The following is an 11,855-nucleotide window of genomic DNA, read 5'->3' as shown; positions in this document are numbered from 1 at the left end:
ACGCCTGGCCGGCCCGGGGGCCGGGCCGGCACGGGCGCCCGGCGGGTACGGACGCCCGGCCGGCACGGGCGCCTGGCCGGTACAGGGACCCGGTCGGGCCCCCGCACCGTGCCGGGTGGGTCAGGCCTCGCGGACGCGCAGGGCGCGGCGGAGGTCGTCCAGCTGGTCCACGAGCTTGCGGCGGAGGGCCGGGATCATGGTGTCGCCGGCGAGGTGGGACTCGCCGAGGGCCAGCGCCGCCGCGTCGACCGCGTGCGCCGGGAAGGCGTAGCGGCCCGCGGCCTCGGCCATGGCGGCGCCCCGGCGGTCGGCGAGCGCGACGGCGTCGGGGTAGAAGCGGGTCACGTACTCCCGTACCAGCTCGGCCTGTTCGGGCTGCCAGAAGCCCTGCGCGGTGGCGGTGAACAGGTAGTTGGACAGGTCGTCCGTGTCGAACATGGCGGACCAGGCGGCCGCCTTGGCCCCGGCGTCGGGGAACGCGGCCCGGCAGCGGGCGGCGCCCTCCTGGCCGGTGGCGCTGGGGTCGCGCTCCAGCTCGGCGGCGATGGCGGCCTCGTCGGTGGCGCCGAGGACGGCGAGCCGTGCCAGGATGCGCCAGCGCAGCTCGGGGTCGAGCTCGGGGCCGCCGTGGACCGTGCCCTCGTCCAGCCAGGAGGCGATCTGGTCGGGGGTCGTGGCGCTGTCGATCAGGGTGCGGACGGCGGTGAGGCGCAGGCCCGGCGAGTCGCCGTCCTCGGTGCGGCGCAGCAGGGCGCGGGCGATCTCGCGGAGGGTGGCCAGCGCGGCGGGACGCTCCTCCGCGGAGACGTACCGGTCGGCGATCTGGGTGCGGGCGAAGCCCAGGACGCCCTGGACGAGGGCGAGTTCGCTCTCCTCGGTGAGGTGGGCGCGGGCCGTCTCCAGGTACTCGCCGGGGGTGAGGACGCCGTCGCGGACCATGTCGCGCAGGGCGTTCCAGACCACGGCCCGGGTGAGCGGGTCGGGGATCCGGGAGAGGCCGCGCAGGACGGACTGCTCGGAGGCCTCGTCGAAGCGGAGCTTGGCGTAGGTGAGGTCGCCGTCGTTGAGGACGACGAGGGCGGGGCGGGGGCCTGTCAGTTCGGCCGGCTCGCCCTGGGGGACGTCGAGGGCGCGGCGTTCGCGCAGGACGAGCGCGCCCGACGGGTCGCGGTCGTAGACACCGGCGTCCACGCGGTGCGGGCGGCTGCCGTTCCGCTCGGCGGTGAGCCGCCAGCGGGCGCCCTCGCCGGTGAGGCGGGGGGTGAGGACGTCGACGCCGGTGGTGCGGAGCCACTGCTCGGCCCAGCCGTGGACGTCGCGGTCGGTGGCGGCGGCCAGGTTGTCGATGAAGTCGGCGAGGGTGGCGTTGCCGAACTTGTGGCGCTTGAAGTGGATGTTGATGCCGGCGAGGAAGTCGCTCTCGCCGAGCCAGGCGACGAGCTGGCGCAGGGCGGAGGCGCCCTTGGCGTAGGAGATGCCGTCGAAGTTGAGGAGCGCGGAGGCGGTGTCCGGGACGGCGTCGGGGTCGGGGGCGACGGGGTGGGTGGAGGGGCGCTGGTCGGCCTCGTACCCCCAGGCCTTGCGGGTGACGCCGAAGTCGATCCAGGTGTCGGCGAAGAGGTCGGAGCAGGCCTCGTTGACGGTCTGGTAGCCCATGTACTCGGCGAAGGACTCGTTCAGCCAGATGTCGTCCCACCAGCGCAGGGTGACGAGGTCGCCGAACCACATGTGGGCCATCTCGTGGGCGATGACCATGGCGCGGGTCATCCGCTCGGTGTCGGTGACGGCGGAGCGGAAGACGAACTCGTCGCGGAAGGTGACGAGACCGGGGTTCTCCATGGCGCCGGCGTTGAACTCGGGGACGAAGGCCTGGTCGTACGAGTCGAAGGGGTACGGCTCGTCGAACTTCTCGTGGTACCGGTCGTAGCAGGCCTTGGTGACGGCGAGGATCTCCTCGGCGTCGGCGTCGAGGTGGGCGGCGAGGCTGCGGCGGCAGTGGATGCCGAAGGGCAGCCCGGCGTGCTCGGTGCGGACGCTGTGCCAGGGGCCGGCGGCGACGCAGACGAAGTAGGTGGAGAGCAGCGGGGTGGGGGCGGCCTTCCAGCGGCCGTCGTCCTGCCGTTCGGTGAGGCTGTTGGCGAGGACGGTCCACCCTTCGGGGGCGGTGACGGTGAGTTCGAAGACGGCCTTCAGGTCGGGCTGGTCGAAGGCGGCGAAGACGCGCTGCACGTCCTCCATGAACAGCTGGGTGTAGACGTACGACTCGCCGTCGGTGGGGTCCGTGAAGCGGTGCATGCCCTCGCCCGTGCGGGAGTAGCGCATGGTGGTGCGGACGCGCAGCTCGTGCTCGCCCTCGGTGAGGGTGAGCGGCAGCCGGTTGCCGTCGAGGGAGGCGGGGTCCAGCGGCTTCCCGTCGAGGGTGGCGGAGTGCAGGGTGACGGGCTTGAGCTCGACGAAGGTGTCCCCGGCGGTGCGGGCGGTGAACCTGACGAGGCTGGTGGACTCGAAGGTCTCGTCGCCGGTGGTGAGGTCGAGGTCCACGGTGTAGTGGTGGACGTCGAGGAGCTGGGCACGGGTCTGCGCTTCGTCGCGCGTCAGTACGGACATGGGCCCTATGCTGCCCGATCGCTCCGGCTCGGGGCAGGGGGTGGTCGGAGATGGGCGGGGGCGGGCCGGCCCGGCCGCGGCGGTACGGGGCCGGCGGTCAGGCGAGGCCGGAGCCGTCGAGGTGGGCGAAGGCGGCGGCGATACGGGGCCGGTCGTACCCGGCGGGTCCCGCCGCGTCGCCGGAGAGGAGCGCGTGGAGCAGGATCCGGGCCTTGGGAGGGTCGAGCGGCCCGGCCGGGATCAGCCCGTGGCCGATCAGGTCGTGCTCGGAGCCGGGGCCCCGGTAGGTGCGGGCCAGGGTGGTGCCGGAGCCGGTGCGGGAAGCGAGGACGACCGGGATGCGGCGGGCGAGCGCGGCGAGCGGTTCGACCAGCCAGGCGGGGGCGTGGCCGGCGCCGAAGGCGGCGACGACGAGTCCCTGGAAGCGCTCGTCCACGGCGTCGAGGAGTTCGCCCCGGTCGCCCTGGGAGAGAGTGACGAGGGCGACGCGGACGGCGGGGTCGAGGGTCAGCGGGCGGGGCGTGGCGGGCACGGCCGGGCGGAGCAGGACGCGGGGCTCGCCCTCGACGACGGCGCCGAGGGGGCCGGCGCCGGGCGAGGCGAGGGTGGTGACGGAGGTGGTGTGGGTCTTGCGGGCGTGGCGGGCGGCGTGGATCTCGTCGGCGAGGACGACGAGGACGCCGAGGTTCCGGCAGGCGGGGTCGGCGGCGACGGCGAGGGCGGCGGCCAGGTTGGCGGGGCCGTCGGCGCCGGGCAGGTCGGCGCGGCGCAGGGCGCCGGTGACGACGACCGGCCGCTCGGTGGTGCAGAGCAGGTCGAGGAGGAACGCGGTCTCCTCCAGGGTGTCCGTGCCCTGGACGACGACGACCCCGCTGCCGGCGGCGACGGCCGCGCGGACCTCGGCGGCGAGGGCGGCCAGGTCCTCGTGGGTGAGGGAGGAGCTGGGGACGCGCCGGAAGTCGCGCAGCTCGACGTCCTCGGGGGTGAGCCGGGCGGGGGCCGGGTGCGAGGGGGCGCCGAGCCCGGCGAGGACCTCGGCGCCGGTCAGGCGGGTGGCGCCGTCGCCCCGCGCGGAGATGGTCCCGCCGAGGGTGAAGACCGTGACCCGGGTCATCGGAGGGTCCGGCCGGCGTCGGCGGCGCCGGACGGATCGGCGGCGCCGGACGCGGACCCGGCGGTCCCGTTCGCGGCGTCACCGCCCGCGATCGGCCCGCCCGCTCCGTCGGCGATCGTCTCGTGGTGGCGGATGACCTCGGCGATGATGAAGTTGAGGAGCTTCTCCGCGAACGCCGGGTCCAGTCTGGCGTTCTCCGCGAGCTGTCGCAGGCGGGCGATCTGGCGGGCCTCGCGGGCCGGGTCGGCGGGCGGCAGCTGGTGCTTCGCCTTGAGGACGCCGACCTGCTGGGTGCACTTGAAGCGTTCGGCGAGCATGTGGACCACCGCCGCGTCGATGTTGTCGATGCTCTCGCGCAGGCGGGTCAGCTCGGCCCGTACGGCCCCGTCGATGTCGGTGGTGTCGCTCATGGTCAGCGAGCCTATCCGGACCTCGGCGGAATCGTCGGCGGGTGTTCGGGATCCGGAACGCGGGTGCTCCAGCCGCCGTGCACGGCCCGTCCCTGCTGTGCGCGGAAGCGGATGGGCGCGGTGCCGACCCGGCGGGTGAAGAGGCGGGAGAAGTAGGCGGGGTCGTCGTAGCCGACGCGGCGGGCGACGGCCGCCACGGGCAGTTCGGTGGTGGCGAGCAGTTCCTTGGCGCGGCCGAGGCGGACGGTGAGCAGGTAGTCCTTGGGGCTGCACCCGGCGGCGCGGCGGACGGCGGTGCGCAGCTCGGCCGCGGTCATGCCGTGCCGGGCGGCGTGTTCCGCGACGGTCAGCGGCCGGCAGGCGTCGCGGGCGAGGGCGGCGAGGACGGGGGCGCCGTCGGTGTTGGTGTCGGCACGGGCGCGGCGCAGGGCGACGAGGAGTTCGTGGACGGCGGCGCCGGTCTCGACCTCCAGGAACGGGTTGCCGGGGCGGGCGGCGCGGGCGATGCGGCCGATGGCGGCGCGGGCGGGAGCGGCGTCGGAGAGGGGGACGACGGGCCGGTCGGGCTCGATGTAGCCGAGTTCGGTGTACGTGGCGGTGGCGGGTCCCGCGAAGTCGACGAAGGCCTCGTCCCAGCCGGTGCCGGTGTCGGCGGCGTAGTGGTGCGGGGTGCCGGGGGTGAGCCAGATGAGGGCGGGGGCGGTGACGGTGGTGCGCCGTCCGTCGGCACCCCGGTACCAGCCGCCGCCCGCGGAGACGACGACGGCCACGTGGTGGTCGAGGGTGCGGGGCCCGACGGTCGGCAGGGCGCCGTGCTGGAGTCCGACGCCGAGGCAGACGAGGCCGAGGCGCTGGTGGACCGGGCTGGGCGTGAAGTAGCGCATCCAGGTGTGGTACATGGACCGGCCCTCCCCGGCGTGCGGCTCCTGATGTCCAAACTGCGACGATCTTTGTCCATGGACCGGCCCGCCGCCAGAGGGCGAGGGTGAGGTCATGAGCGCGTTCGCTGTGGGTGACGAGGACTTTCTGCTCGACGGGCGGCCGGTGCGGCTGCTGTCGGGGGCGCTGCACTACTTCCGGGTGCACGAGGGCCACTGGGAGCACCGGCTGGGGATGCTGCGCGCGATGGGCCTCGGCTGTGTGGAGACGTACGTCCCGTGGAATCTGCACGAGCCGGAGCCGGGGCGGTACGCGGACGTGGAGGCGCTCGGCCGGTTCCTCGACGCGGTGGCGCGGGCGGGGATGCGGGCGATCGTGCGCCCGGGGCCGTACATCTGCGCCGAGTGGGAGAACGGCGGTCTGCCGCACTGGGTGACCGGTCCGCTGGGGCGGCGGGTGCGGACGCGGGACCCGGGGTTCCTGGCGCCGGTGGAGTCCTGGTTCCGGCGGCTGCTTCCGCAGGTGGTGGAGCGTCAGGTGGACCGGGGCGGGCCGGTGGTGCTGGTGCAGGTGGAGAACGAGTACGGCAGTTACGGCAGTGACCGGGGCTATCTGGTGTGGCTGGCGGAGCTGCTGCGGGAGTGCGGGGTGAGCGTGCCGCTGTTCACCTCGGACGGGCCCGAGGACCACATGCTGACGGGCGGTTCGGTGCCGGGGGTGCTGGTGACGGCCAATTTCGGTGCGGGGGCGCGGGAGGGGTTCGCGGCGCTGCGGCGGCACCGGCAGGCGGGGCCGTTGATGTGCATGGAGTTCTGGTGCGGCTGGTTCGACCACTGGGGGACGGAGCACGCGGTGCGGGACGCGGGGGACGCGGCGGAGGCGCTTCGGGAGATCCTGGAGTGCGGGGCCTCGGTCAATGTGTACATGGCGCACGGCGGTTCGAACTTCGCGGGGTGGGCGGGCGCGAATCGCGCGGGTGACCTGCACGACGGGCCGCTGCTGCCGACGGTGACCTCGTACGACTACGACGCGCCGGTGGACGAGGCGGGGCGGCCGACGGAGAAGTTCTGGCGGTTCCGCGAGGTGCTCGCGCCGTACGCGGAGGGTCCGCTGCCCGGGGTCCCCGAGCCGCCGGCCCGGCTCGCGGCGCCGGTGCGGGCCGGTCTGGGCGGCTGGGCGCCGCTGCGCGCGGTCCTGGAGGCGCTCGGCGGGCCGGAGGTGGTGGCGCCGGTGCCGCCGTCCTTCGAGGAGCTGGGCGTGGACCGGGGCCTGGTCCGCTACCGGGTGGAGGTGCCGGGGCCGCGCCAGCCGTATCCGCTGTCGGTGACGGGGCTGCGGGACCGGGCGGTGGTGGAGGTGGACGGGGCCGTGGCGGGGGTGCTCGCGGCGGAGGAGGCGGCGCTTCCGGAGCCGGTGGCGGGCCCGGCGGTGGTGGACCTGTGGGTGGAGTCCCTCGGGCGGGTCAACTACGGGCCCCGTCAGGGGGAGGAGAAGGGCCTCACGGGTGGGGTGCGGCACGAGCGGCAGTTCCTGCACGGGATCGGGGCGCGGGGGTTGCGGCTGGACGCGTTCGAGGCGGCGGCGGTCGGCGCGGTGCCGTTCGGCCCGGTGCCGGAGGACGGCGGCGGTCGGGGCCTGTACCGGGGCGCGGTGACGGTGGCGGGTGCGGGGGACGCGTGGCTGCGGATCGGCGGCGGCACCCGGGGCTTCGTGTGGGTGAACGGTTTCTGCCTCGGCCGGTACTGGGCGGTCGGCCCGCAGGACGCGCTGTTCCTGCCGGGGCCGGTGCTGCGGGAGGGCGCGAACGAGGTGTGGGTCCTGGAGCTGGAGGGCGGCGGGGTGACCGGCGTGGAGCTGCTGCCGGACCGGCCCTGACCCTCCGTGTGCCGGAGGGCCCCGGGGCGGTCGGCGCCCCGGGGCCCTCCTCGGCGGTCGTACGGCCGGTTCCCCGGGGGAACCGGCCGTCGAGCGCTTGCTCGCCCCGACCGGTCAGAGCGTGGCCGCGGCCGACTTGATCGCGGCGGCGAAGGTGGAGACCTCCGTGTAGACGCCGGGGTAGCCGGGCCGCGCGCAGCCCTCGCCCCAGCTCACGATGCCGACCTGGATCCAGGCACCGGTGTTGTCCTTGCGGAACATCGGGCCGCCGGAGTCGCCCTGGCAGGTGTCGACCCCGCCCTCGTTGTAGCCGGCGCAGATCTCCTCACCGGGGACGAGGGAGCTGCCGTACGCGCGCTGGCACTCGGCGTCCGAGACGAAGGGCACCGTCGCCTTGCGCAGGTAGCGCTGCTGGCCGCCGCCCTCGTAGGTGGCACCCCAGCCGGCCACGGTGAAGGTGCCGCTGTTGTACGCGGTGGTCTCGGCGATCTTGAGGGTGGGCAGGGTGGTGATCGGGCTGGCCAGCTTGATCAGGGCCCAGTCCTTGCCCTGGCCGTTGTAGCCGGGGGCCTGGAGGACCTTGGTGGAGCGGACCTTGATGGCGCTGCTGGACTGGAGGTCCACGACACCGGCGGTGGCGGTGATGCTGGTGGTGTTGCCGGAGCCGCTGACGCAGTGGGCGGCGGTGAGGACGATCTGCGGGGTGAGCAGGGAGCCGCCGCAGCCCATGGAGAGCCGGACCATCCAGGGGAACTCGCCCTGGGCGGCGCGGGTGCCGCCGACGACGGGCGCCGGGGCGGCGGAGGCCGTGGTGGGCTGGAGGCTGACGGCCGCCAGGACGACGGCGCCGGCCGCGGCCAGTTTCTGGAGCGCGCGGACCAGTCGGTTCTTCTTCACGTGTCTGCCTTCTTTCATGGGGGGTTGGCCCTGACGCCACGGCATGCGGTCATGACATGCGCCCGTCAAAGCATGCCGGGAATTATGGGCAACGCCCCACTGCCGTCACAAGGAAGCCTTTTCGGCCAGAGCCGTTGGGGGACCGTAGGACCGTACAGTGAACGGCAGGGGGGATCCGGCATGCCGAACCGTCATGGAGCCGACCGTGTCGGCGGTACACCCGCTCAGGGGGACCCGTACGGAGTCGTCCACGGCTTCCCGCACCGCGCGACCGTGCACGCCTCGCTCACCGCCCTGCACCGGCGCCTGCCCCCCGCCCGACTGCGGTGCTACGCCGCGAGCGTGCCCGCCGCCTCGGTGGCCCTCGGCCCCGGCGAGGAGCTCACCACCGGGGTGCGGCGGGTGGCCGCCGCCCTCGCCGGCCACCTGCGGCTGCCCGAGGCGCGGCCCGTCGTGCGGTTCCGCCGGATGGAGCACGCGGCGAGCGTCGAGCTGACCGCGGGGCCCGGGTACGCCGTGGAGCTCAGCGACCGGTTCCTGACCCGCCGCGCCGACATCGGCGCGGCCCTCGCCCACGAGCTCACCCACGTCCTGCTCCACCGGCTCGGCCTGCGCTTTCCCGGCACGGCGGCGAACGAGATCCTCACCGACGTGGCGACCACCTACCTGGGCGCCGGATGGCTGCTTCTCGACGCGTACCGGCAGGACGGCGCGGAGAGCCAGAAGCTCGGCTACCTCACCCCTGAGGAGTTCGGCTACGTCCTCGCCCTGCGGTCCGCCCGCTTCGGTGAGGACCCGTCACCGTGGTTCACCAGCGCGGTGGCGTACGAGGCGTGGGTACGGGGCCGGGCCGAGGCGGCCCGCGAGCGGCGGCAGCCGCCGCTGGCCGGCGCCTCCTGGACGGCCCGGCGCCGCTACGCCGGGGAGCGGCGCCTCGGCCGGGCGGCCCCCGGCGCCCGGTACGCCTTCGACGGCGGCGCCCCCGCCACCCACGTCACCTTCCCCTGCCCCGTCTGCCGCCGACGCCTCCGCCTCCCGGCCGGGCGCTCCCTCCGCGCCCGGTGCCGCCTCTGCGGAACGGTCCTGGAATGCGCGGCGTGACCGGCGGGGCACCCGTCAGACCCGTTCCAGGGGGCGGTGGGGCACAGGCGGGTACTCGACCTCGACGCCGTCGCCGGGGCGGACGGTCCCTCCCCGGCGGACCACGGCCATGACGCCGGACTTGAACGAGAACGCGCCGGACTCGGGGTCGAGGGCGAAGACCTCGCCGAGCAGCCCCTCACGGAAGTCGTTGATCTTCGCGCACGGGTTGCGCAGGCCCGTCACCTCCAGCACCGCCTGCTCCCCGAGACGGAGCAGAGCGCCGGTGGGCAGGCCCAGCAGGTCCACGCCGCGCGTGGTGATGTTCTCGCCGAGCTGCCCGGCGGAGACCTCGAAGCCCTTGCGGGCGAGTTCGCCGAAGAGTTCCTCGTGCATCAGGTGCACCTGGCGCAGATTGGGCAGGTCCGGCTCGTAGGTCATGCGGAACTGGTGGCGGATCGTCTCACCCGCGTGCACGTCCCCTGCCACGCCGAGCCCCGCGAGGAGCGTGACGGACTCGCGATTGGGCTTGCTGAACGAGTACGTCTCGTTGCGGCTCACCGCGGTGACCCGACCGGTCATGGCGCTCCCCCGTTGTCGTCGTATGCCGGTCGATCCTAGGGGGTGTGCGGAGATCAGCGGCGTCGCCCGCGGGGCGCGGTCCGCGGCGTCCGGTGCTTCGGCGGTCCCCTTCCCGCGCGAGGTGGTCCGGACGGTGCCGCGCTTCACCGCGAACCCGCGTGAACCGGTAATGATTTGCCCCCGGCCCGGGCCTCGGGTCAGGGTCGCGGTATGAGCACGTTGTTCGAGCTTGTCCTGGACGGTGACGAGGACGGGGTGGTGAGGGCCCTGCGGAACGGGGCCGACCCCGAGGCCCTGGACGAGGGGGAGACCGCCCTGTACCGCGCGGCGGTCGCCGACGAACCGGGGATCGTACGGCTGCTCCTCGCCGCCGGGGCGGACCCCGGCCGGGCGAGCGGCGCCGACGGCGGCGACCTGCCGCTGTGCGGGGCGGCCTGCGGCGGGCACACCGAGGTGGTCAGGGCGCTGCTCGCGGGCGGCGCCCGGCCCGACCAGGAGGAGGCGTACGGGTGGACCGCGCCGGCCTGGGCGGTACGGCTCGGTCACACCGGCACCCTCCGGGCGCTCCTGGAGCACGGTGCCGATCCCGACCGGCCGGGCCCCGACGGGCTCGTCCCGCTCGTCGCCGCCGCCCGGCGCGGCTCCACCGGCTGCGTGCGGGCGCTCCTCGACCACGGGGCGCGGGCCCTGGAACCGGCGCTGCGGGAGGCGCGGCGGTGGATCGGCGCCGACATCGCGGCCGAGCTGCGGCGCGGGCTGGTCGCCGGGAACGAGGGCGGTGAGACGTACGAGGCGGTGGTCCGGCGGGTCCGGGAGGACGGCGGGGTGACCGTGGTGGTGGAGCTGCTGCGCGAGGACGGCCGGCCGGGGCGCGGCGACGAGCGGCAGACCGGCCACGCGGCCGTCGCCACCCTTCTGGAGGCGGCGCTCGGGCGGCGCACCCCGCACGAGGAGCTGGCGGCGCGGGCGTTGCGCTGCGGTGACCCGGAGCTGGACGACTGGACGACGGTGGTGGCCGAACTGGCCGGGCGGGCCGACGAGGAGACCTTCGCGACGGCGTCGGCCTGGTGCGCCTACCGTGACCCGCTGCGGCGGGCGCTCGGGGCTCGGGTCCTGGGCACCCTGCCGGGCTTCGGGCCGGGCGCCGTACCGGTGCTGCGGCGGCTGGCGTCGGAGGCTGTCGCCGGAGGTGGCCGGGAACCGCTGCTGTCGGTGGTGACGGCGCTCGGCGAGTGCGGTGACCCGGCGGCGGTGCCCGAGCTGCTCGCGGCGGCCGGGCACCCGGACGCGGTGGTGCGGCGGGCGGTCGCCTCGGCGCTGGCCGGGATCGTGCCCGCCGGGCACGGCGAGGCCGTGCGCGTGCTGCTGGCGCTGAGCCGGGACGCGGACGCCCGCGTGCGGGACTGGGCGACGCTGGCCCTGGCCGAACTCCCCGAGGACTCACCGCTCGTCCGTGAGGGCCTGGCGGAGCGGCTCGGCGACGACGATCCGGAGACGGCGGCGGAGGCGGCCCGCGGCCTGGCGATCCGTCAGGACCCGCGCGCCGTCGACGCGCTGGCGTCGATCCTGGCGGACGGCGACCCGGACGGGGAGCCGCGCGAGACGGCGCTCGCCGCCCTGGAGTTCGTCCGCGACCCGCGGGTCCGGGCCCGCCTGGAGTGGACGGCCCCGCGCCGCCGCTGACGCCGCCGCGGCCGGAGCCGTACGGTTCAGCAGGCGTGGTCGATCAGGTCGAACGAGGCGTAGTGGTCGGCGGTGTAGTAGTCCTCCCGCTCCGCGCTGCCGGTGACGATCCGGCGGGCGCCGCGCGTGGACGTGCCCGGGGTCTTCACCGTGTACTCGTGGTAGTAGCCGGAGTTCTGGGCCGGGAGGAGCCGCTCCCGGTTCTGGAAGACGGAGCCGTCCTGCCGGTACGGGAAGGGGCCGCCCGCCTCGATGAGCCGGAGGGTGTCGTGGGCCTGCGCGGGCAGGTCGGAGGAGCAGACGGTGCCGTGGGCCGCCGCCGTGAGGGGCGCGGCGACGGGCGCGGGGGCCGGCGCGGCGCCGGCGGGGGCGCCCAGGAGAAGGGAGGAGAGGAGGGCGGCCGCGACGCCGCCGGCCAGGCCGATCCGAGGGGGAATACGCATGCCCGCGATGCTGACGCGCGCAGAGCGCGGGCCGGAACCCCGGCCGCCCTCAATTCGCCGGACGTTCACCGGCGGTCACCGGCCGTTCGCACGTCTGCGCGAACTCGTCACGGGGTGTCCTCCCCCGGCGTGTTTCCGCCGGACGGCCGGGGACGTGGGCCGGGGCCGCGGAGATCCTCCGCGGCCCCCGGCTCTCCGGACCGGGCGTCCGTCAGCCGTCCGTGGACCTCGGCTGCCGGGTGGAGCGGGAGCGGGTGGCGCCGCCGCGGGAGCGCCCGCCGCCGG

Annotated in this window: 10 protein-coding genes; 3 read left to right on the top strand and 7 right to left on the bottom strand. The window is 75.4% G+C overall.

From position 1 onward, the window contains the following. Positions 1–120 precede the first annotated feature (120 nt). From pepN to RIF68_RS09710, 4 genes are all read right to left on the bottom strand, one after another. Positions 121–2,607, bottom strand: a complete 2,487-nt coding sequence (gene pepN / locus RIF68_RS09725) for an aminopeptidase N (RefSeq protein ID WP_309050750.1) — start codon at positions 2,605–2,607, stop codon at positions 121–123. A gap of 97 nt (positions 2,608–2,704) precedes the next feature. Then, entirely contained in the window at positions 2,705–3,721 is a 1,017-nt protein-coding gene (locus RIF68_RS09720; protein WP_309050749.1) for an asparaginase, read from the bottom strand. Then, the gene (locus RIF68_RS09715; protein ID WP_309050748.1) at positions 3,718–4,131 is read right to left on the bottom strand and encodes a chorismate mutase; all 414 of its coding nucleotides are present in this window, start codon (positions 4,129–4,131) and stop codon (positions 3,718–3,720) included. Before RIF68_RS09715 ends, RIF68_RS09720 begins: the two co-directional genes overlap by 4 nt. A gap of 11 nt (positions 4,132–4,142) precedes the next feature. Further along, positions 4,143–5,030: an AraC family transcriptional regulator gene (locus RIF68_RS09710; protein WP_309050747.1), complete on the bottom strand. Its 888-nt coding sequence runs from the start codon at positions 5,028–5,030 to the stop codon at positions 4,143–4,145. A 94-nt stretch (positions 5,031–5,124) separates the two neighbouring features. Between RIF68_RS09710 and RIF68_RS09705 the strand changes: the two genes are divergently transcribed. Beyond that, the gene (locus RIF68_RS09705) at positions 5,125–6,885 is read left to right on the top strand and encodes a beta-galactosidase (protein ID WP_309050746.1); all 1,761 of its coding nucleotides are present in this window, start codon (positions 5,125–5,127) and stop codon (positions 6,883–6,885) included. Positions 6,886–6,999: 114 nt separating this feature from the next. Here RIF68_RS09705 and RIF68_RS09700 read toward each other — a convergent pair whose 3' ends face one another. After that, entirely contained in the window at positions 7,000–7,800 is an 801-nt protein-coding gene (locus tag RIF68_RS09700) for a serine protease (RefSeq protein ID WP_309050745.1), read from the bottom strand. Between the two features lie 162 nt (positions 7,801–7,962). On the opposite strand from RIF68_RS09700, the gene RIF68_RS09695 reads away from it, so the two are divergent. After that, positions 7,963–8,883: a hypothetical protein gene (locus tag RIF68_RS09695; protein WP_309050744.1), complete on the top strand. Its 921-nt coding sequence runs from the start codon at positions 7,963–7,965 to the stop codon at positions 8,881–8,883. Between the two features lie 15 nt (positions 8,884–8,898). On the opposite strand, the gene RIF68_RS09690 is transcribed toward RIF68_RS09695, so the two are convergent. Further along, positions 8,899–9,444 carry an MOSC domain-containing protein gene (locus RIF68_RS09690; RefSeq protein WP_309050743.1) on the bottom strand — a complete coding sequence of 182 codons (546 nt, stop codon included), beginning with the start codon at positions 9,442–9,444 and terminating at the stop codon, positions 8,899–8,901. 210 nt (positions 9,445–9,654) lie between these two features. Here RIF68_RS09690 and RIF68_RS09685 point away from each other — a divergent pair, with 210 nt between their 5' ends. Then, complete coding sequence (locus RIF68_RS09685) at positions 9,655–11,127, top strand: ankyrin repeat domain-containing protein (RefSeq protein WP_309050742.1); 1,473 nt, start codon at positions 9,655–9,657, stop codon at positions 11,125–11,127. Positions 11,128–11,153: 26 nt separating this feature from the next. Here the strand turns inward: RIF68_RS09685 and RIF68_RS09680 are convergent, their stop codons facing one another. Next, positions 11,154–11,570 (bottom strand): ribonuclease domain-containing protein, encoded by a 417-nt coding sequence (locus RIF68_RS09680; protein ID WP_309050741.1) that lies wholly within the window; start codon positions 11,568–11,570, stop codon positions 11,154–11,156. Between the last annotated feature and the right edge of the window lie 285 nt (positions 11,571–11,855).

It is taken from the genome of Streptomyces sp., assembly GCF_031178505.1.
Classification (GTDB): domain Bacteria; phylum Actinomycetota; class Actinomycetes; order Streptomycetales; family Streptomycetaceae; genus Streptomyces; species Streptomyces gulbargensis.
This window is presented reverse-complemented; position numbering and strand designations above follow the sequence as displayed.